20 protein-coding genes are annotated in these 19,839 nt (G+C 63.4%); 2 read left to right on the forward strand and 18 right to left on the reverse strand.

Going from position 1 to position 19,839, the window contains the following annotated elements:
• The first annotated feature begins 99 nt into the window (after positions 1–99).
• A complete protein-coding gene (locus tag AC3A35_RS23725) occupies positions 100–2,643 on the forward strand; it encodes an EAL domain-containing protein (RefSeq protein ID WP_487438986.1) in 2,544 nt (847 codons plus the stop codon).
• Here AC3A35_RS23725 and AC3A35_RS23730 read toward each other — a convergent pair whose 3' ends face one another.
• The 18 genes from AC3A35_RS23730 to rpsB all read right to left on the reverse strand — a co-directional run bounded on the left by AC3A35_RS23730 (position 2,644) and on the right by rpsB (position 18,731).
• Positions 2,644–3,135: a hypothetical protein gene (locus tag AC3A35_RS23730; protein ID WP_487438987.1), complete on the reverse strand. Its 492-nt coding sequence runs from the start codon at positions 3,133–3,135 to the stop codon at positions 2,644–2,646.
• Positions 3,136–3,258: 123 nt separating this feature from the next.
• On the reverse strand, positions 3,259–4,089 hold the full coding sequence (locus AC3A35_RS23735) for a TrmH family RNA methyltransferase (protein WP_487438988.1): 831 nt from the start codon (positions 4,087–4,089) through the stop codon (positions 3,259–3,261).
• A 4-nt stretch (positions 4,090–4,093) separates the two neighbouring features.
• The gene (locus AC3A35_RS23740) at positions 4,094–4,549 is read right to left on the reverse strand and encodes a CopD family protein (protein WP_487438990.1); all 456 of its coding nucleotides are present in this window, start codon (positions 4,547–4,549) and stop codon (positions 4,094–4,096) included.
• Positions 4,546–5,151: a ribonuclease HII gene (gene rnhB, locus AC3A35_RS23745; RefSeq protein ID WP_487439070.1), complete on the reverse strand. Its 606-nt coding sequence runs from the start codon at positions 5,149–5,151 to the stop codon at positions 4,546–4,548. The genes AC3A35_RS23740 and rnhB overlap by 4 nt, the downstream gene beginning before the upstream one ends.
• Positions 5,152–5,156: 5 nt before the next feature.
• Positions 5,157–6,317 (reverse strand): lipid-A-disaccharide synthase, encoded by a 1,161-nt coding sequence (gene lpxB / locus AC3A35_RS23750; protein ID WP_487438991.1) that lies wholly within the window; start codon positions 6,315–6,317, stop codon positions 5,157–5,159.
• Positions 6,318–6,321: 4 nt separating this feature from the next.
• Positions 6,322–7,092, reverse strand: a complete 771-nt coding sequence (gene lpxA / locus AC3A35_RS23755) for an acyl-ACP--UDP-N-acetylglucosamine O-acyltransferase (RefSeq protein WP_487438992.1) — start codon at positions 7,090–7,092, stop codon at positions 6,322–6,324.
• Positions 7,089–7,526 carry a 3-hydroxyacyl-ACP dehydratase FabZ gene (gene fabZ, locus AC3A35_RS23760; RefSeq protein ID WP_487438993.1) on the reverse strand — a complete coding sequence of 146 codons (438 nt, stop codon included), beginning with the start codon at positions 7,524–7,526 and terminating at the stop codon, positions 7,089–7,091. Before fabZ ends, lpxA begins: the two co-directional genes overlap by 4 nt.
• A gap of 5 nt (positions 7,527–7,531) precedes the next feature.
• Positions 7,532–8,557, reverse strand: a complete 1,026-nt coding sequence (gene lpxD, locus AC3A35_RS23765) for a UDP-3-O-(3-hydroxymyristoyl)glucosamine N-acyltransferase (RefSeq protein WP_487438995.1) — start codon at positions 8,555–8,557, stop codon at positions 7,532–7,534.
• Between the two features lie 15 nt (positions 8,558–8,572).
• Entirely contained in the window at positions 8,573–9,073 is a 501-nt protein-coding gene (locus tag AC3A35_RS23770; protein ID WP_487438997.1) for an OmpH/Skp family outer membrane protein, read from the reverse strand.
• A gap of 34 nt (positions 9,074–9,107) precedes the next feature.
• Positions 9,108–11,438, reverse strand: a complete 2,331-nt coding sequence (gene bamA, locus AC3A35_RS23775) for an outer membrane protein assembly factor BamA (protein WP_487438998.1) — start codon at positions 11,436–11,438, stop codon at positions 9,108–9,110.
• 8 nt (positions 11,439–11,446) lie between these two features.
• A complete protein-coding gene (rseP, locus tag AC3A35_RS23780) occupies positions 11,447–12,811 on the reverse strand; it encodes an RIP metalloprotease RseP (protein WP_487438999.1) in 1,365 nt (454 codons plus the stop codon).
• Positions 12,808–14,010, reverse strand: a complete 1,203-nt coding sequence (gene ispC, locus AC3A35_RS23785; RefSeq protein ID WP_487439000.1) for a 1-deoxy-D-xylulose-5-phosphate reductoisomerase — start codon at positions 14,008–14,010, stop codon at positions 12,808–12,810. Before ispC ends, rseP begins: the two co-directional genes overlap by 4 nt.
• Before the next feature lie 14 nt (positions 14,011–14,024).
• Positions 14,025–14,852, reverse strand: coding sequence for a phosphatidate cytidylyltransferase (locus AC3A35_RS23790; RefSeq protein ID WP_487439001.1), 828 nt, complete (start codon positions 14,850–14,852; stop codon positions 14,025–14,027).
• The gene (gene uppS, locus AC3A35_RS23795) at positions 14,845–15,633 is read right to left on the reverse strand and encodes a polyprenyl diphosphate synthase (protein ID WP_487439002.1); all 789 of its coding nucleotides are present in this window, start codon (positions 15,631–15,633) and stop codon (positions 14,845–14,847) included. The genes AC3A35_RS23790 and uppS overlap by 8 nt, the downstream gene beginning before the upstream one ends.
• Positions 15,634–15,682: 49 nt before the next feature.
• Entirely contained in the window at positions 15,683–16,240 is a 558-nt protein-coding gene (gene frr / locus AC3A35_RS23800; RefSeq protein ID WP_487439003.1) for a ribosome recycling factor, read from the reverse strand.
• Between the two features lie 19 nt (positions 16,241–16,259).
• On the reverse strand, positions 16,260–16,976 hold the full coding sequence (gene pyrH / locus AC3A35_RS23805) for a UMP kinase (protein ID WP_487439004.1): 717 nt from the start codon (positions 16,974–16,976) through the stop codon (positions 16,260–16,262).
• An 11-nt stretch (positions 16,977–16,987) separates the two neighbouring features.
• The gene (gene tsf / locus AC3A35_RS23810) at positions 16,988–17,893 is read right to left on the reverse strand and encodes a translation elongation factor Ts (RefSeq protein WP_487439005.1); all 906 of its coding nucleotides are present in this window, start codon (positions 17,891–17,893) and stop codon (positions 16,988–16,990) included.
• An 82-nt stretch (positions 17,894–17,975) separates the two neighbouring features.
• Positions 17,976–18,731, reverse strand: a complete 756-nt coding sequence (gene rpsB, locus AC3A35_RS23815) for a 30S ribosomal protein S2 (protein ID WP_487439006.1) — start codon at positions 18,729–18,731, stop codon at positions 17,976–17,978.
• Positions 18,732–19,008: 277 nt separating this feature from the next.
• Here rpsB and map point away from each other — a divergent pair, with 277 nt between their 5' ends.
• Positions 19,009–19,827 carry a type I methionyl aminopeptidase gene (map, locus tag AC3A35_RS23820; RefSeq protein WP_487439008.1) on the forward strand — a complete coding sequence of 273 codons (819 nt, stop codon included), beginning with the start codon at positions 19,009–19,011 and terminating at the stop codon, positions 19,825–19,827.
• Positions 19,828–19,839: the final 12 nt, after the last annotated feature.

The following is a 19,839-nucleotide window of genomic DNA, read 5'->3' on the forward strand; positions in this document are numbered from 1 at the left end:
CTCGCCCGGGCGAAGTTGCTATCGTTCCCGGCCTGACGGCAACGAACGAGGGGCGACCACCCGCCATCGGCACGGGTTTTCCTGTCGGCGCCAAACCGGATGTCTATGCACCAGCCCATTGCCCCCTCCCGGATCACCGAACACGCTGAACTGGACATGCTCGGCACCACCGAAGTCTCGGTGGGCGACATTGCCCACACCCCCATCCTTGCCTGTGCGCCGGAACTCCCGATACACGAAACCGCGCGCCGCATGACCGAGGCCGGGGTCAGTTCGATCCTCGTCGTCGACGGCGAACAGGCGGTCGGGATCTGGACCGAGCGCGACACGCTGAGCGTCGATTTTGTCAACCCCGACTGCTTCAGTCTGCCGATCAGCCGCGTCATGAGCACGCCGGTGCGCACGGTGTCGCGACACCTCGCGTTGCGGGAGCTGGCGATACGTTTCCGCGACGATCATGTTCGGCACTACATCGTCCTGGATGACGACGGTCGCCACTATGGAATCGTTTCCCAGACCGACGTCGTCCTGAACCAGGGGGTCGAGCACTACCTCAAGCTGCGCAAACTCGACTCCGTGATCAAGTGCGGTTTGCATCCGCTGGCCGCGCATGCCCCCTTGGCCGAGGCAACCCGGCGAATGCGCACGGACGGGGTCGACGCACTCGCGATCGACTACGGCGACGGCGACTACGGCATTCTCACCGAGCGCGACATCGCCCGCCTGGTGGCCACCCGCGCCGGCGAACGGCCGGTGGGCGAGCTTGCCAACCGCCCACTGCTGACCGTGAACGAGCACACCAGCCTGTACCGCGTGCGCTGCCTGCTGGTCGATCATCACATCCGCCACATCGGTGTGCTGCGCGACGACGGTACGCTTGCCGATCTGGTCAGTTTCAGCGACATCCTTTCCGGCATGGAACTGGCCTACGTGCGCGATCTGCAGCACGCACTGCGGGAACGCGACCTGGCACTGAGCGTCTCGCGGCATGACCTGCATCTGGCCGGGAAGGTCATCGAGAGTTCGCTCGACGGCATCCTGATCACCGACGAGCACAACCGGATCATCTCGGTGAATCCGGCTTTCACCCGCCTGACCGGCTACACCGCCGAGGAGGCGATCGGCCGCACGCCCGCGCTGCTCGGCTCCGGACGCCACGACGCCGCCTTCTACCGCGACATGTGGGCACGACTGGCACAGGACGGGCAATGGCAGGGCGAGGTGTGGAACCGGCGCAAGAACGGCGAAATCTACCCCGAGCTGCTGACCATCACCACCATCACCGATCAGGCCGGCAAGCTCACCAACTACGCCGCCCTGTTCAGCGACATCAGCCAGCTCAAGGAAAGTGAAGCCCGCATCCGCGATCTCGCCTATTTCGATCCGCTGACCGGGCTGCCGAACCGGCGCCTGCTCGAAGACCGGCTGCGGGTGGCCCTCGCCCACGCCCATCGCCACAACGTCCGGGTCGGTGTGATGTTCGTCGACCTCGATCGTTTCAAGCGCATCAACGACACCCTCGGCCATGAGATCGGCGATCAGCTGCTGGTGGAGGTGTCGCGGCGCCTCGGCGCCTGTCTGCGCGAGGACGACACCGTGGCGCGGATGGGGGGCGACGAATTCCTGATCGTGCTGAGCCAGCTCGACACCCCGGACGATGCAGCTCACGTCGCGACCCGCATCATCGATTCATTGCGCCAGCCCATCGTCGTCGGCGGCCATGAACTGGTCGTCACCACCAGCATTGGTGTCAGCCTCTATCCGGACGACGGCCGCGACTCCGGCCTCCTGATCAAACACGCGGATGTGGCCATGTACCGCGCCAAGGACGAGGGGCGCAACCGCTTCCACCTCTATCAGCCGACGATGAACGCGCAGTCGATGGCCCACCTGTCGATGGAGAGCGCGCTGCACCAGGCCCTGTCCAGAAATGAGCTGGTGCTCCACTACCAACCGGTGGTGCGGGTGACCGACGGTCGAACGGTCGCCGCCGAGGCACTGCTGCGCTGGCAACACCCCGATCTCGGCCTCGTCCCTCCGCTGCAGTTCATTCCGGTCGCGGAAGAAACCGGCCTCATCCTGCCGATCGGTGAATGGGTGCTGCGCACTGCCTGTTGCCAGCATCGGCTGTGGGTCGAGGCCGGGTCGCCATCATTGCAGATGATGGTGAACATCTCGGTATCGCAGTTCCGCGACCAGAATTTTGCCGCCATGGTGAGCCGGGTTCTCGCCGAAACCGGGATGCCGCCACAACGCCTGACCCTGGAAATTACCGAGGGCATCCTGATGGACGACAGCGGGCACAGCGTCCAGTTGCTTCAGCACCTGCGCGCACTGGGGGTGCGTATCGCCATCGACGATTTCGGCACCGGCTACTCGTCGCTCGGCTACCTGAAGAACTTCCCCATCGACGAACTGAAAATGGATCGCCTGTTCATCCGCGACATCGACGGCAACCCGCGCGATGCCGCGATCGCCGCCGCCATCGTGACCCTCGCTCACAGCCTCGGCCTGCAGGTCGTCGCCGAAGGCGTGGAAACGGTCACCCAGCTCGACATTCTCGCCACCACCGGGTGCGACCTTGCGCAGGGTTTCCATTTCGGTCGGGCAGTGGCCCCCGACCGGTTCACGGTCTTCGCCTGACTAGATCACCGCGCGTAGCCGCGCGCTCAGTTCGTCCGCGCGCTGACGTCCGGAACGGGTCTCGCTGATCGAGCGCAACCAGTCGTCGAACAGGGCCTGCAATTCCTCGCGACTGCTGCAGGCATGGATGCGCTGCATCAGGCTCAGTTTGCTGTAGGGGCCATTGAAGGTCTTGAGGGTGTTCATCATGAAATTGCGCGCGACTTCGAGCTGTGCCCCACCACTGGCAGCGCCGGCAACCCCTGCGGGAGGCGGCAACACCGCTGCCGGCGCCGGTGCCGGCTCCGCTGCCAGTTCGATATCGACATAGCCCCCGTCGCGCAGGACCGCGAGCGTTTCCTCGAAGCGGGGATCGTTCAGCAGGGTCGCGAGTTCGTCCGTCGACCGGCGGCCGTCGATCAGGATCAGCAAACGACGCACGCGCGGATGAAGGCCGCCACTGCGGCTATCGATTTCTTCCAGCCCTTTGCGGGTCTTGGTGAAGAACGACATCGGTTCTGTCTCCTCGATGTTGGGGGATGTGCTGCCAGTTCGACTGCGCTCTCGCGATCCTGCCTGCCGCTTAAGCGAATCGACTATTGCGGACGACAGGATCGTGGCACTGCCACAGCGCTGTCAAGGAAGCACGCCCTTGACAGGCGGAGAAAAACCCGGATTGCGGCGCTGCCGGACCTGCTCGAACAGACAGACGGCAGCAGCGGCACCGACATTGAGCGATTCGATGCCGGCCGCCATCGGGATGGTGACGATATCGTCCGCCCGTGCCAGCAGCGCGGGCGACACGCCCTGCCCCTCGGCGCCGAACAGCCATGCGATCGCACCCGACAGGTCCAGCGTGTACAGTGAGCGCGCAGTGTCGGTCAGGCCGGTGGCGAGCACGCGGCCCGGATAGTCCGCGAGCGTCGCAAGGACGTCGACCTGCTCGCGTATCGCCAACAGGAAATGGGCACCCATCCCGGAACGCAACACGCGCGGTGACCACGCCTGGGCACATCCGGGTGTCAGCAGCGCCGAGCCGATTCCGGCCGCGGCGGCCGTGCGCAGGATCGTACCGAGGTTACCCGGATCCTGCACCGCGTCGAGAATCACCAGCGAGCCGTTGGCGACCGGTTTCGCCGATTCGGCAGGCACATCCATCAGCGCGAGGATGCCTGACGGCGTGTCGACCGGGCTGACATGGGCGAACAGTGCATCGGGCAACTGCGTCACCGCCGCCCGGCCCGACACCTGGTCGAGTACGGCAATGATCTCTGCCTGTCCGAGTCCCGACACCGATACGAAAATCCCCTTCAATGCCTGCCCGGCTTGCAGGGCAGCCTGTATCAGGTGCACACCGTCGAGCAGGGTTTCACCGTGCTTGCGGCGGTCGCGGGCGTTGTTGGCAAGCCCATGAAGATGCTTGATCCGCGGGTTGTCACGCGAGGACAGGGTATTGAGGCCCTGCATCGGCTTACAGTCCCAGGCCGAGCGTCGCCACCGCGATGGTGATCAGACCGAGACCGAGATTGACGCCGACCCGCTGGCGGATCCGGTTCATCTCGACCGCCGCACGGGCCCAGTCGTCCACGGCCACGGCTTTGCGCATCGCCATCCACGGTCCGAACCAGATCGATACGAATACGCCGATCATCACCAGTCCGGTCAGGGTCATTACGTGCCAGGCGCCGGGCGCCCCGCCGAATCCGACCTCGATCAACATGGCCACTCCCGACAACACGATCAGCACGATGGAGATCCACACCAGCGGAAAGAAGCCCTGCAGTACCCCGGCCCAGAGCGTCAGCCGCCGGTCCGGCGGTAGCTGCATGGCAGCCGGACGCAGGCAAAGCCATGCGAACGCCATGCCGCCGACCCACACCACGACCCCGGCGACATGGAGGAAAAGCATCAGATGGTGCAGGGTCATGCTGGGTCTCCCTCCAGCCATAAAGGCGGATTCTCGAGGACAAGACGGACCGGGGCAAAACTGCGCCGATGGAAATCGCGGACCCCATGCTTGCGGATCGCAGCGAGGTGGGCCGCAGTCGGATAGCCCTTGTGCGCCGCCAGACCATATTGCGGGAACTGCCGATCGAGCACCCGCATCTGCTCGTCCCGAAAGGTCTTGGCGAGAATGGACGCCGCCGAAATGGCCGCCTCGCTCGCGTCGCCCTGCACGATGGCACGCACCGGCAGGCTCAGGAGCGGACAACGGTTACCGTCGACCAGCACCTCGTGCGGCACCGTATCGAGCGCTTCGACCGCACGTTTCATCGCCAGCATGGTCGCGTGCAGGATATTGAGCCGGTCGATCTCGTCCACCGAGGCTTCCGCGATCGCCCATGCCAGTGCCCGCTCCCGAATCAGTGGGGCGAGTCGTTCGCGGGCCTTCTCGGTTAGCTTCTTCGAGTCGGCCAGCCCCACGATCGGTCGCGCCGGGTCGAGAATGACCGCGGCCGCGACCACCGAGCCGCACAGCGGACCGCGTCCCGCCTCGTCTACGCCGCAGATTCGCCGCATCATCTCCATCCCGCTCACGGGGTCAACGCCACGGCGGTCTGCAGATACGGCAGGATCGCTGCCGCCGCCTTCTCTGCGGTGTTTTGCCGCAAGCTCAGGTGGAGTTCGGTGAAGCGCTCCTCGAGCGCCCGGCAGCCCACCGGATCGAGCAACCAGTGCTCGAGTGCATTGGCCAGTTTCTCCGGCGTCGCATCGTCCTGCAGCAGTTCGGGTACCACCGTTTCATTGCACAGGATATTCGGCAGCCCCACCCACGGCAGATAGGCCATTCGTTTCATCAAGCGGTACTGCCACTTGCCCATCCGGTAGCTGATGACCATCGGGCGTTTGAGCAGCGCCGCTTCGAGCGCGGCCGTGCCGCTGGCCACCAACACCGCGTCGGCTGCCGTCATCGCATCGACCGCATGTCCGAACAGCATGCGGATGTGCAGTTTGTCGGCGACATTGCGGTACAGGGCCTCTTCGAACAGGGTGCGAGTTTCGCGCGTTGCCAACGGGACCAGGAAAATCGTTTCCGGGTGCCGCTGGGCAAGGAGCGCGGCGGTTCCGATAAAGGTGTCGGCCAGATTGCGGACCTCCGACTGACGGCTCCCGGGCAGCAGTGCAACCACCTTGCCACTGGCCGGGAGCCCCAGGCGTTCGCGTGCCGCGGCCCGATCCGGCTTGAGCGGAAACACGTCCGCCAGCGGGTGGCCGACGTAGGTCGCGGCGACCCCGGCCTTGTCATAGAGCGGGGTTTCGAACGGAAACAGGCACAACATCCGGCTCACGGAGCGGGCGATGGTCTTGATCCGCCCTCCGCGCCAGGCCCAGATCGAAGGGCTGACGAAGTGGATCGACGGCATACCGGCCGCCTTCACCCGCGCCTCGAGCCAGAGATTGAAGTCCGGTGCATCCACGCCGATGAAAGCCGCGGGCCGCTCACGGCGAATGTCGGCAAGCAACTTCTTGCGGATCGCCGACAACTGGCGGTAACGCTTGAGCGCGTCCACATAGCCATGCACCGCCAGCAGTTCGGATGGCCAGCGTGCCTTGAAGCCCTCGGCTTCCATCTTCGGGCCGCCGATGCCATAGAACTCGACATCGGGCAGGTTCTGGCGGATGGCCCGGATCAGGTGGCTGGCGAGCAAATCGCCGGAGGCTTCTCCGGCCACCATGGCGATTCTGATTGCCATGGTTTCAACGCACCAGACCGCGGCCAGACTGACTGATGAAGTCGGCGAAGGGCTGCAACTCGGCGTGTTCGGCGGCAAGCGCTCCAATCTGTGCACGTGCCTCGTCCAGCTTGAGCCCGGAGCGATAAAGAATCCGATAGGCGCGCTTGATCGCACCGATGCCTTCGGCCGAGAAGCCGCGCCGGCGCAGGCCCTCGCTATTGATACCGTGCGGTGCCGCGGGGTTGCCGGCAACCGTCACGCACGGCGGCAGGTCCTGCAGCAGCACGGTGCCGACCCCGCAGAAGCTGTGCGCGCCGACGCGGACGAACTGATGCACCCCGGTAAAACCACCCAGGATGGCCCAGTCACCGACATGTACATGGCCAGCCAGGGTCGCGTTGTTGGCGAAAATCGTGTGATCGCCCACCTGGCAGTCATGGGCAATATGCACGTAGGCCATGATCCAGTTGTCGCTGCCGAGGCGGGTCACGTGGGCATCCTGACTGGTACCGACGTTGAACGAGCAGAACTCGCGTATGGTGTTGCGATCGCCGATCTCGAGCCGGGTTGCTTCGTCGTCGTACTTCTTGTCCTGCGGCTGGGCACCGATCGAACAGAACTGGAAAATCTCGTTGTCGCGCCCGATGCGGGTGTGTCCCTCGACCACCACATGCGGTCCGATACGGGTGCCGTCACCGATCTCGACGTGTTCGCCGACCAGTGAATACGCCCCGATCGCAACATTCGCGCCGATCTTCGCACCGGGATGAACAATAGCGGTCGGATGAATCATGGCAGGGTCTTGAGCGCACACATCAGTTCGGCCTCGGTCGCGATCTGGCCATCGACCCGGGCAACCCCTTTGTACTTGTAGATATTGCGTTTGCTCTGGGTAATCTCGACATCGAACATCAGCTGGTCGCCGGGCACCACCGGACGCTTGAATCGTACGTTGTCGATGCCGGCGAAGTAGACCACCGAGTTTTCGTCCGGCTTGACCCCCATGCTCTTGAACGACAGCAGGGCCGCCGCCTGCGCCATCGCCTCGACGATCAACACCCCCGGCATCACCGGATGATGCGGAAAGTGGCCGGGAAAGAAAGGCTCGTTCATGGTCACGTTCTTGAGCGCGAGAATGCGCTTGTTCGGCTCGAGCTCCAGCACCCGATCGACCAGCAAGAAGGGGTAACGGTGTGGCAGGTATTGGAGTATTTCGTTGATGTCCATGATATTCAGCTTGAATCCCGTTCTTCCAGGCGTTGTTCGAGGGCGCGTATTCTATCCACCAACGCGTCGAGGTGGCGAAGATGCGCAAAATTCCTGACCCAGTCAGCATGCCCCTGCACCGGAAGGTTCGCCGTGTACACCCCGCGCTTGCGGATTGACTTGGTCACCAGCGTACCGGCCGAAACCACCACGTCGTCGGCGATGGTCAGATGTCCGATGATGCCCGCCTGGCCGCCGATCATGCACCGTGCGCCGATCTGCGTGCTGCCGGCGATGCCGACGCAGCCCGCAATCGCGGTGTACTCGCCGATGCGCACGTTGTGGCCGATCTGGATCTGGTTGTCGAGCTTGACCCCGTTGCCGATCACGGTGTCGTCGAGCGCGCCGCGATCGATGGTGGTGTTCGCACCGATCTCGACATCGTCACCGACGACGACCCGTCCCGATTGCGGAATCTTCACCCACGCGCCGCTGCGCTCGCGGGCGAAGCCGAAACCGTCCGAGCCGATCACCACTCCGGCATGGATAATGCCGTCCGCACCGATCATGCAGTTCGCGTAAATCGTCACCCGCGGGGCCAGCCGCGTGCGCGCTCCGATCCGCACCCCGCGCCCGACAAAGGAGCCGGCCCCGATCACCACGCCCTCGCCGAGCTCGGCGCCCTCCTCGACCACCGCGCTCGCCTCGACGACGGCCGAGGACGGTATCGGGCAGGACACCGCAGCAAGCGGATGGACCCCCGGGATCATCTCCGGCGGCGGATTGAACAGGCGCGCAACGCGTGCAAAATAGAGATACGGATCATCGGTGACGATGCGCGGCCGGTCGGTGACCGCATCCCGGGCATCGCGCCCGACGATCACCGCCGCGGCGCGGCTCGATTTCAGCCTGGAGAGATATTTCGGATTGGCGAGGAAGGATAGGTCACCCTCACCCGCCTGATCGAGGGTTGCCACCCGGCGCACCGCAATATTGCCGTCGCCGACCAGCTCGCCACCGAGGCGAGCGACCAGCTCGTCGAGACGCATCATCGCAGTGCGGCTTCCCTACTTGCCTTCGGACAGGGCCTTCACCACCTTGTCCGTAATGTCGATACGGGGGCTGGCGTACACCGCCTCCTGCAGGATGATGTCGTATTTCTCGGCCTCGGCAATCTGCTTGACGGCGCGGTTGGCCTTGTCCAGAACCGACGCGAGCTCCTCGTTGCGGCGCTGGTTGAGGTCTTCACGGAACTCGCGCTGCTTGCGCTGGAAATCGCGGTTCAGATCGTTGAACGCACGCTCCTTGTTGCGCCGATCGGGCTCGGCCATGGTCACGCTGTTGCGCTCGAGATCTTCCTGCAGGGTCTGCAGGTCCTTGGCCATGCGCTGCATTTCCTGATCGCGCTTCTCGAACTCCTTCTCCAGCCGCTGCTGCGCACGAACGGCAGGACCCGCCTCGCGCATCACACGATCCGAATTGACGAAGCCGATCTTGGTTTCCGCTGCCGCGGTCTGCGCCATCCCGATCAGGGCAAGGGCAATAACGGAGAGGGTACTGATTTTCACATGTGTCTCCACGATAAACGGGGCGCTGGCGTGATCAGAACACGCTGCCGAGCTGGAACTGGAAGCGCTGCACCTCGTCGTCGCTCTCCTTCTTCAGCGGGAAACCGAGGCTGAACTTGAGCGGACCGATCGGCGAACTCCACGCAAATGCCAGGCCGGTACTGTAGCGCACGTCCCCGAAGGTGATACGCTGCTCCTTGCCGGTCAGCGGATCCTCGCCCCAGACATAGCCGGCATCAAAGAAGGCGGAGATGCGGAAAGAGCGATCCTTGCCCGAACCCGGCATCGGGAAGAAGAACTCGGCGTTGCCGACGATCTTGCGCGTACCGCCGGTGGCGTCGCCCTCGGCGTCCTTGGGCCCCAGCGAGCTCTGATCGAAACCGCGCACCGAACCGATACCACCCACGTAGAAATTCTTGTAGAACGGCACCGGCTTGCCACCGTAGCCGTTCGCCCAGCCGATGTCGCCGTTGAGCATCAAGGCATACTCGCGACCGAGCGGGAACCAGTGCTGGTATTGATAGTTCAGCTTGGTGTACTTCAGGTCGCCCGGCGGCAGCGCCATTTCACCGTAGACGCGCTGATAGACCCCTTTGCGCGGGTACAGGAAGCTGTCGCGACTGTCACGCGCCCAGCCGGCGGTCAGCAGCAGGCTGTTTACACTGACCTCGCCGATCCCTGTCGTGTCGTCGCTACATCCGAAATCGATGCAGAAGTCCTTGTATTGCTGAGGACTTTCGTCGAAGGTCGTGATCCGCGTACGGTCCACACCGAGGCCGAAACTGATGCTGTCATCCTCGCCAATGGGATATCCCAGCCGCAGACCGCCGCCGGTGGAAACGGTCTTGTAGCGCGCGATCGAGTAGGACTCGGTCGGATCGTAGGTACGGTGATAGACATCCCAGCCGAGACTGACCCCGTCCGGCGTGTAGTATGGATTGGTGAAGGACAGCGCATAGGTCCGGCTCGCCTTGCTGGTATTGAGCCCCAGCGTCAGCGCGTTGCCGCTGCCGAACAGGTTCTGCTGCGAAATCGACGCAGACAGCACGATATTCTCGGAACTCGAGAAACCGGCACCGAGCATCAGGTTTCCGGTCGCACGCTCCTTGACCCCGAAATTGACATCGACCTGGTCGGTGGTGGCCGGAACCGCCGGCGTTTCCACCGTGACTTCATCGAAGAACCCGAGCTTGTCGACGCGCTCGCGCGAACGGTTGATTGCGGCCGCGTCGTACCAGGCACCTTCCATCTGCCGCATCTCGCGGCGCACGACCTCGTCACGGGTCTTGGTATTGCCGCCCACGTTGATCCGGCGCACATAGACACGCCGACCGGGATCGACGAATACGGTAAACGCCACTTCGCGTTTTTCCTTGTCGACTTCCGGTGCCGCATTCACGTTGGCAAACGCATAGCCTTCGTTCCCGAGCCGGTCGGTGACCGCCTTGGTGGTTTCGGTGAGTCTTTCGCGGGAAAAGATCTCGCCCGGCCGGATTGTGCTCAGCGCCAGATACTCGGATTCGGGCAGCACCAGATCACCGGTGAAACGCACCCCGGTGACCGTGTACTGCTCACCCTCGGTAACGTTGACCGTGATGTAGATCTCTTTCTTGTCCGGCGTGATCGAAACCTGGGTGGAGTCGATATTGAAATCCAGATAGCCGCGGTCAAGGTAGTACGAGCGCAGGTTTTCCAGGTCGGCGGACAACTTCTGGCGCGAGTACTGGTCGTTCTTGGTGTACCAGGTCAGCCACCCGGGGGTGGTGAGCTGGAACAGGTCGACCAGATCATCGGACTCGAACACCTTGGCGCCGACGATGTTGATCTGGGCGATCTTGGCAACGTCACCCTCGTCCACCGCAAAGTTGATGCCGACGCGATTGCGTTCGAGTGGCGTCACCGTGGTCGTGATCTCGGCCGCATACTTGCCGCGGCTCAGGTATTGACGCTTGAGTTCCTGCTCGGCGCGATCGAGCAGCGCGCGATCGAAAATGCGCGACTCCGCAAGTCCCACCTCGCGCAGACCTTTCTTCAGCACGTCCTTGTCGAATTCCTTGACGCCGACCAGATCGATCTGGGCGATCGCAGGACGCTCGTCGAGAAGCACCACCAGAACATCGTTTTCGGTTTCGATACGGACATCACGGAAAAACCCGGTGGCGAACAGGGCACGGATGGCCTCCGCCGCCTGGCCTTCGTCAAAGGTATCGCCGACGCGGACCGGCAGGTAGTTGAATACGGTGCCAGCCTCGGTGCGCTGGATACCCTCCACCCTGATGTCCTTGACCACGAAAGGTTCGAAGGCGAACGCGGGTACGGAGGCAAAGAGAGCCATGATCAGCCCTGAGAGGCGCTTGCGATTCATTCGGATATTCAGCCGGAGATGAGACGATTGATGTCGTTATAGAAGGCGAACGCCATGAGCATTACAAGCAGAGCCAGGCCGATCTGCTGGCCGATCTCCATGACACGCTCCGAAATGGGGCCACCCTTGATGATTTCGATCACATAATACAGTAAATGCCCCCCATCCAGCACCGGGATGGGCAGCAGGTTCAGCACGCCCAGACTGATGCTGATCAGGGCCAGGAACTTGATGTAATGGCTCCATCCGAGCTGTGCAGTCTGCCCGGCATAGTCGGCGATCGTGACCGGTCCCGAGAGGTTTTTCCACGACACTTCGCCGGTGAACATGCGGCCGATCATCTGCAGGCTCAGGACACTGGTTTCCCAGGTCTGGCGTCCCGCCTTCACCAGACCGGCGCCGACGCCATAGCGCACCTCACCGAACATCGAAACCCCGCCCAGGGCCGGCTCGGCCACCGCAATTCCTATCCTGCCGATCGGCTCGCCGTTTTCCGATGTCGCCTCCGGCACCATTCCGATCGACAACAGCGCGCCATCACGCCGGATCGAAAAAACCCGCTCGCGCCCGGCCGATTTGCGAACCTGCGCCACCATCTCGGTCCATGACGCAACCGGCTCGTCGTCAATCGCAACGATCTCGTCGCCCGGTAACAGCCCCGCGCGGGCGGCTACGCCGCTCTCCACCAACTTGCCGACCACCGCCGGAATCAGCGGACGCCACGGCCGTAATCCTATCCGTGCAACCAGGTCGGCCTTGCCGTCGTCGATCTTGATATCGGTCAGATCGAGCGTGCGCAAGGTCTCGACGTCGTCCACGGTGCGCACGCGAAGCACGACCCGGCGGTTATCGAGCGCGTGCCGCAAAAGTACCCAGCGCAGATCCTGCCAACTCTTCACCGGCTCATCGTCGACCGCCAGTACCAGGTCGCCCTCGCGCAAGCCTGCGGCCTGCGCCGGACTGGTGACTTCGGTCAGCGCGACCCGCGGACGCAGTTCATCGGTACCGACGACGAAGACGCCCCAGTAGAGGACGATCGCGAGCAGGAAATTGGCCAGCGGGCCGGCAGCCACGATGGCGAATCGGCGCCAGACGCTTTGCCTGTTGAAAGCCCGATGCAGTTCGTGGGCGGCCACCTCGCCTTCGCGCTCGTCGAGCATCTTGACGTAGCCCCCGAGCGGAAACGCAGCTAGCGCCCACTCGGTACGATCCGCGCCGGCACGCCTGACCACGAGCGGCTTGCCAAACCCGATCGAGAAGCGAAGCACTTTCACGCCGCACCACCGTGCGACCAGGTAGTGACCCAGTTCGTGTACGAGAATCAGCAGGCCGAGGGCGGCAGCAAAGGGGACAAGGTAATCGAACAGGTTCATCGGGTCAGCGTACGTTTCCTGATTTCATTTCGGGCAATCTCCCGCGCGCGCTCGTCTGCCGCCAGCACCGCATCGAGGGAATCGACCGCCATGTGACCGATCCGTTCAAGTGTTGCAGCGATGATATCGGCGATTCGTCGAAAACCGAGACGGCCCGCGAGGAAGGCAGCGACTGCTTCCTCGTTGGCCGCATTGAGTGCGGCAGGCGCGACCCCACCCGCGCGCAGCGCCTGGTAAGCGAGCGACAGACATGGGAAACGTTCGAAGTCCGGACGCTCGAAGCTGAGCTTCGATATCCCGATCAGGTCGAGCGCGCCCACACCCGACTCGATGCGCTCGGGCCAGCCGAGCGCATAGGCGATCGGCGTCCGCATGTCGGGATTGCCAAGCTGCGCCACGACTGAACCATCGACGTAATCGACCATCGAGTGAATCACACTCTGCGGGTGCACCACGACCTCGATCTGTTCCGCCGGCACACCAAACAGCCAGTGCGCCTCGATCACTTCGAGCCCCTTGTTCATCATCGTGGCGGAGTCGACCGAGATCTTGCGACCCATGACCCAGTTCGGATGGGCACAGGCCTGATCGGGTGTCACCGACTCGAGCACCTCGATCGGGGTGGTGCGAAATGGCCCGCCCGAGGCCGTGAGCAGCACGCGGCGCACGCCGGCGGCAACCGGATCGCGCCGGTAGCCCGCGGGCAGGGACTGGAACACCGCGTTGTGCTCGCTGTCGATCGGCAGCAGGCAGGCCCCCGATGCGGCCACCGCATCCATGAACAACTGCCCGGACAGGACCAGCGCCTCCTTGTTGGCGAGCAATACCTTCTTGCCCGCGCGCGCCGCGGCGAGCGACGGTTCGAGTCCCGCTGCGCCGACGATGGCGGCCATCACCGCATCCACGTCGGGCGCGGACGCAACGTCGATCAGCGCCTGTGCTCCGGCGAGGACTTCGGTACGGCAGGCCGCCGTCCGCAAGATCCGTTGCAGTTGCGCCGCCGCCGCGTGATCGACCATCACCGCGAAGCGCGGGGCAAAGCGGAGGCACTGCTCGGCCAGCTTGTCTACCTGCCGGCTGGCCGTGAGTGCGAATACCGAGTAACGCTCGGGATGGCGGGCAATGACATCGAGCGTACTGACGCCGATCGAGCCGGTCGCGCCGAGGATGGTGATTTGCTGCGGAAGGAAGTCGGACATTGGAAAAGGCGCGCTCAGCGGGTGACCCAGAACGCCAGCAGCCCTGCCAGCGGCAGGGTGGAGGTCAGACTGTCGATGCGATCGAGAATGCCACCATGGCCCGGCAACAGCGTTCCACTATCCTTGACGCCGGCCTGGCGCTTGAGCAGGGACTCGAACAGATCGCCGATGATGCTCACCGCGGTAAAGCCGGCCAGCAGCGGCAGCGCGATGCCGAAAACCCAGAGCGGCACCCGGTCACCGCCAAAGGCAAACAGGGCGGCGTATCCGACCACGAGCACACCCGATGCTGCGCCGAGGGCCCCCTCCCAGGTCTTGCCCGGACTGATTGCGGGGGCAAGCTTGCGCCGGCCAAAGGCGCGCCCGCTGAAATAAGCGGCGATATCCGCCACCCACACCATGGCCATGATGCCGAGCAGCAGCCAGGGGCCAAGCTGGCGCAGATGGGCGAGCGCGAGCGCCGGCGGGACCATCACGATCAAGCCGACCGCAACCCCGGCGCCCACCGAGGACAACTGCCATTTGCGCCGCAACCAGAACGGAATCGCGCACAGCCAGAACAAGGCACTGATCAGGTAGAGCGGAATCAGCGCTGCCGCGACCGGCGCACCGTCACTCCCGAGCCCCGCATAGGCCCCGAGCAAGAGACAGGCAAGTGCGGTCAACAGCGCAAAAACGACCCGGCTGAAACCGGCGAACCGCGCCAGCCCACCCCACTCCCAAGCAGCCCCGGCGCAGACCACGGAACAGAACACCAGCCACAACGAAGCCGGCAACATGAATAGTGCGGCAAGCAGACCGAACAGCAGTATCAACGCGGTGATGATCCGCACTTTAAGCATGGCGCCCCGCATTGGCGGCGCCCGCCGCCATGCTCACCTGATCGCTGGTTCGCCCGAACCGACGCTCTCGGCCCTGATAGGAAGCGATTGCAAGATCCAGCGCCCCGCCATCGAAATCCGGCCATAAGGTATCGGTGAAGTACAGCTCGGTGTATGCAAGCTGCCACAGCAGGAAGTTGCTGATGCGCTGCTCCCCCCCGGTACGGATGAACAGATCGGGTTCGGGCGCAAAGCTCATCGACAATTCCGCGGCCAGCGCCTCCTCGGAGACTTCCGCAGGTCCGTCGGGACGATGGGCGAGCACGCGCGAGACGGCCTGCAGGATGTCCCAGCGTCCGCCATAGTTTGCTGCGATCGTAAGATTGAAGCGGGTATTGCCCGCGGTCAGCGCTTCTGCGGCCTGGATCACCTCGACCAGCCCGGCGTCGAAACGGGACAGGTCACCAATGACGCGGAAGCGGATGCCGTTCTGGTGCAGACGGGCGACTTCCTTGTGCAGCGACTTGATGAACAGCTGCATCAGGAAGGACACCTCGTCCGCGGGTCGACGCCAGTTTTCGGAACTGAAGGCGAACAGGGTCAGATATTCGACCCCGCGTTCCATGCACGAGCGGATGGTTGCACGAACCGAATCCACACCGCGGCTATGTCCGGCGACCCGGGGCATGAAGCGCTTCTTCGCCCAGCGCCCGTTGCCATCCATGATGATGGCGATGTGGCGCGGCACTGCTCCGACGGCAGGGACAGCCTGGGTGGAACTGGTAAAGCCTGAATCCGCCATCAAAGGCCTCCACGCATGGCCCGGGTGCGGGCCATTCGGTTCCGGCAGATCAGATCTGCATCAGCTCTTGCTCTTTCTGGGCGAGCAGCTTGTCGATTTCGGCCACGTGCCGATCGGTGAGCTTCTGGATGTCTTCCTCGGTCCGCCGTTCATCGTCTTCCGAGATCAGCTTGTCCTTGACCGCATCCTTGAGCTGCTGGTTGGCGTCACGGCGCAGATTGCGGATGGCGATCTTCGCACTCTCGCCCTCCTGACGCACCACCTTGGTCAGATCACGACGACGCTCTTCGGTCAGCGCCGGCATCGGCACGCGCAGCAGTTCGCCCATATTGGCCGGATTCAGACCGAGATCGGAGTCGCGAATGGCGCGCTCGACCTTGCCCAGCATCGGCTTTTCCCACGTCTGCACGCCGATGGTGCGGGCGTCGATCAGAGTGATGTTGGCGACCTGATTGACCGGCACCATGCTGCCGTAATAGTCCACCATGATGTGATCGAGCAGCCCGGTATGCGCACGACCGGTACGCACCTTGGCCAGATCGGTCTTCAGGGCTTCGACCGATTTCTGCATCTTCTGCTCGGTCGTCTTCTTGAGATCGGAAATCATCGACTTGTCCTCGAATGACTCAGGAATGGACCAGCGTACCTTCGTCTTCACCCAGCACGACACGCTTGAGCGCACCGGGCTTGAAGATCGAAAACACGTTGATCGGCAGTTTCTGATCGCGGCACAACGCAAACGCGGTCGAATCGAGCACCGCAAGGTTGCGCCCGATTGCCTCATCAAAACTGATGCGGTGATAACGCTGGGCCCCCGGATCCTTCTTCGGATCGGCGGTATAGACGCCATCGACCTTGGTCGCCTTGAGCACGATCTGTGCACCGATTTCGGCGCCGCGCAATGCCGCAGCGGTGTCCGTGGTGAAAAACGGATTACCGGTGCCGGCAGCGAAGATTACCACCCGTCCTTCTTCCAGATGGCGGATGGCCCGACCACGAACGTAGGGCTCGACAACCTGGTCGATCCGCAGCGCGGACAGGACCCGCGCCGGCAGGTCGAAACGGCGCATGGCATCGGCCAGCGCCATCGCGTTCATCACCGTTGCCAGCATGCCCATGTAGTCGGCGGTGGCGCGGTCCATGCCCGACGCAGCGCCCTTCATGCCGCGAAAGATGTTGCCGCCACCGATGACCACCCCAACCTGCACGCCCAGGCGGGACACCTCGGCAATCTCGGAGACGATGCGACTGACCACCTCTTCGTTGATGCCATAGGCGTCATCACCCATCAGCGCCTCGCCCGAAAGCTTGAGCAGGATGCGTGAATAAGCGGCAGCGGTCATCGTGCAGCTCCTTACTTCTGCGCGGCAGCAGCAGCGGCAGCCGCTTGTTCTGCCACTTCGGCGGCAAAGTCCGTCACCTTCTTCTCGATGCCTTCGCCGACGATGAACAGCGTGAATCCGGCAACCGATGCGCCCTTGGCCTTGAGCAGTTGCTCGATCGTCTGCTTGCCGTCCTCGGCCTTCACGAAGACCTGGCCGAGCAGCGTCACTTCCTTGAGGAACTTCTGCACCGTACCTTCGGCGATCTTGTCCAGCATCGCTTCGGGCTTGCCGGCCTCACGGGCCTTTTCGATCGCGATCCGACGCTCGGCATCGATCAGGTCGGCGGACACGCCGGTGGAATCGAGCGACTTCGGCTTGGAGGCGGCGATGTGCATCGCCAGATCCTTGCCCAGTTGCTCGTCGCCACCGACCACGTCGATCAGCACGCCGATCTTTGCGCCGGCATGGATGTAGCTCGCAACCTGGCCCTTGGCCTCGATGCGGGCGAAGCGACGCACGCTGATGTTCTCGCCGATCTTGCCGACCAGCGCGGTACGGAACTGCTCCACCGTCTGACCACCGAACTCGAGCGCAGCGAGCGCCTCCACATCGGCCGGGTTCTTCTCGGCAACGAGCGTCGCCAGCGAAGCCGCCAGCGCGATGAAATCATCGTTCTTGGCCACGAAGTCGGTTTCGCAGTTGAGCTCGACCATTGCGGCCAGCTTGCCATCCGCCGCCAGGAATGTCCCGACGATGCCCTCGGCGGTCACGCGCGAGGCCGCCTTGGAGGCCTTGTTACCCAGCTTGATGCGCAGGATCTCTTCAGCCTTTACCAGGTCGCCACTGGCTTCGGTCAATGCCTTCTTGCATTCCATCATCGGCGCGTCGGTCTTCTCGCGCAGTTCCTTGACCATGCTTGCGGTGATTTCGGCCATGCTAACTCCTGAATATTCGTCTACAGCACACGGCGGGCACCAGCCCGCCGCGACCAAACAATCCATTCGACCCGAAACAGGATCAAGCCTGTTCGGGATTGTTCTCTTCTTCAACCTCGACGAACTCGTCGCCACCGGCGGAAACGATTTCCTGCAGCACCTGGCTGCGCCCCTGCAACACGGCATCGGCGACGCCGCGGGCGTACAGTCGGATCGCGCGGGACGAGTCGTCGTTACCCGGGATCACGTAATCCACGCCTTCGGGCGAATGGTTGGTGTCGACCACGGCGATGACCGGAATACCGAGCTTGCGGGCTTCGGTGATGGCGATCTTGTGGTAGCCGACGTCGATGATGAAAAGCGCATCGGGCAGGCCGCCCATATCCTTGATGCCGCCGATGCTCTTCTGCAGCTTTTCCATTTCGCGCTTGGCCATCAGCGCTTCGCGCTTGGAAAGGCGCTCCATCGAGCCGTCCTCGACCATGCCTTCCATTTCCTTCAGGCGCTTGATCGACTGCTTGACGGTCTTGAAGTTGGTCAGCATGCCGCCGAGCCAGCGCTCGTCAACATAGGGCATGCCGGCACGGCGTGCTTCCTCGGCCAGGATTTCGCGGGCCTGACGCTTGGTGCTGACGAACAGGATGTTGCCCTTGTTCGCTGCCAGCTTGCGCGCGTAGTCCATGGCTTCGTTGTACTTGACCATCGTCTTTTCGAGGTTGACGATGTGAATCTTGTTGCGATGGCCGAAGATATACGGGGCCATACGCGGGTTCCAGAAACGGGTCTGGTGACCAAAGTGAACGCCCGCTTCGAGCATCTGACGCATTGTTACCGACATGTGAAACTCCAGATCTAGGGTTAGCCTCCGCCGAACCGGGCGCAGATCAGTGCCGGACATTCGTCCCGACAACTTCTCCGCACCTGCGCCGCCACAGGCAGTGAGCCTGCACGCGGACCCCGATTGATTCGGCGTGTGGATTTTGCCTGCATGAACAGACAAGCCGGTGATGATAGCACTGACCTGACGCGCCGCTCAAGGCCGGATCGAAGGCCGGGTTTGCCCGCAGGAGCCTCATGCGCTAGCCTAGCGTTCTTTGACAGCCTGCCCCGGAACAATGAGCATCACTCTCAAGACCCCAGAAGAAATACAAGAGATGCGCGTCGCCTGCCGCCTTGCGGCAGAAGTGCTCGACTACATAACGCCCTACGTGAAGTCGGGCGTCACCACAGCCGAACTCGACCGCCTGTGCCATGTGTACATGGTCGAGGTCCAGAACACCGTGCCGGCACCGCTCAACTATGCACCCCCGGGCTACACTCCGTACCCGAAGTCGATCTGCACCTCGGTGAATCATCAGGTCTGTCACGGCGTACCGGGCGAAAAGGCGCTGAAGAAGGGCGACATCGTCAACCTCGACATCACCGTGATCACACCCGCGGGCTTCCACGGCGACACCAGCCGCATGTTCATGGTCGGCAACGACGTATCGATCCTTGCCAAGCGACTGTGCCACGTCACCTATGAATGTCTGTGGCTAGGGATCGCCGCGGTACGTCCGGGCGCCCGCCTCGGCGACATCGGCCAGGCGATCCAGCGCCACGCCGAAGCCAACGGATTCTCCGTGGTGCGCGAATTCTGCGGCCACGGCATCGGCCGCAAGTTCCACGAAGAACCGCAAGTCCTTCACTACGGCAAGGCTGGCACCGGGGTGGAACTGCTGCCCGGCATGATCTTCACCATCGAACCGATGATCAATGCCGGCAAGGCCGCGATTTCCGAACTCCCCGACGGCTGGACCATCGTGACCAAGGATCGCAGCCTGTCAGCCCAATGGGAGCACACCATCGTGGTCACCGAAACCGGGGTCGAGGTCCTCACCCTGTCGGCGAATTGCCCGCCCCCACCGGCCCTCGTTGCCGATCGCTTTGCCTGACCGACCACCCCG

The organism is Azoarcus sp. Soil_N_20, from assembly GCF_057656155.1.

Excerpts from the sequence above, each read along its gene's own strand:
- AC3A35_RS23725 (WP_487438986.1), top strand. The coding sequence starts at position 100 with ATGTCTATGCACCAGCCCATTGCCCCCTCCCGGATCACCGAACACGCT.
- AC3A35_RS23730 (WP_487438987.1), bottom strand. The coding sequence starts at position 3,135 with ATGTCGTTCTTCACCAAGACCCGCAAAGGGCTGGAAGAAATCGATAGC.
- AC3A35_RS23735 (WP_487438988.1), bottom strand. The coding sequence starts at position 4,089 with ATGCAGGGCCTCAATACCCTGTCCTCGCGTGACAACCCGCGGATCAAG.
- AC3A35_RS23740 (WP_487438990.1), bottom strand. The coding sequence starts at position 4,549 with ATGACCCTGCACCATCTGATGCTTTTCCTCCATGTCGCCGGGGTCGTG.
- rnhB (WP_487439070.1), bottom strand. The coding sequence starts at position 5,151 with ATGGAGATGATGCGGCGAATCTGCGGCGTAGACGAGGCGGGACGCGGT.
- lpxB (WP_487438991.1), bottom strand. The coding sequence starts at position 6,317 with ATGGCAATCAGAATCGCCATGGTGGCCGGAGAAGCCTCCGGCGATTTG.
- lpxA (WP_487438992.1), bottom strand. The coding sequence starts at position 7,092 with ATGATTCATCCGACCGCTATTGTTCATCCCGGTGCGAAGATCGGCGCG.
- fabZ (WP_487438993.1), bottom strand. The coding sequence starts at position 7,526 with ATGGACATCAACGAAATACTCCAATACCTGCCACACCGTTACCCCTTC.
- lpxD (WP_487438995.1), bottom strand. The coding sequence starts at position 8,557 with ATGATGCGTCTCGACGAGCTGGTCGCTCGCCTCGGTGGCGAGCTGGTC.
- bamA (WP_487438998.1), bottom strand. The coding sequence starts at position 11,438 with ATGAATCGCAAGCGCCTCTCAGGGCTGATCATGGCTCTCTTTGCCTCC.
- rseP (WP_487438999.1), bottom strand. The coding sequence starts at position 12,811 with ATGAACCTGTTCGATTACCTTGTCCCCTTTGCTGCCGCCCTCGGCCTG.
- ispC (WP_487439000.1), bottom strand. The coding sequence starts at position 14,010 with ATGTCCGACTTCCTTCCGCAGCAAATCACCATCCTCGGCGCGACCGGC.
- AC3A35_RS23790 (WP_487439001.1), bottom strand. The coding sequence starts at position 14,852 with ATGCTTAAAGTGCGGATCATCACCGCGTTGATACTGCTGTTCGGTCTG.
- uppS (WP_487439002.1), bottom strand. The coding sequence starts at position 15,633 with ATGGCGGATTCAGGCTTTACCAGTTCCACCCAGGCTGTCCCTGCCGTC.
- frr (WP_487439003.1), bottom strand. The coding sequence starts at position 16,240 with ATGATTTCCGATCTCAAGAAGACGACCGAGCAGAAGATGCAGAAATCG.
- pyrH (WP_487439004.1), bottom strand. The coding sequence starts at position 16,976 with ATGACCGCTGCCGCTTATTCACGCATCCTGCTCAAGCTTTCGGGCGAG.
- tsf (WP_487439005.1), bottom strand. The coding sequence starts at position 17,893 with ATGGCCGAAATCACCGCAAGCATGGTCAAGGAACTGCGCGAGAAGACC.
- rpsB (WP_487439006.1), bottom strand. The coding sequence starts at position 18,731 with ATGTCGGTAACAATGCGTCAGATGCTCGAAGCGGGCGTTCACTTTGGT.
- map (WP_487439008.1), top strand. The coding sequence starts at position 19,009 with ATGAGCATCACTCTCAAGACCCCAGAAGAAATACAAGAGATGCGCGTC.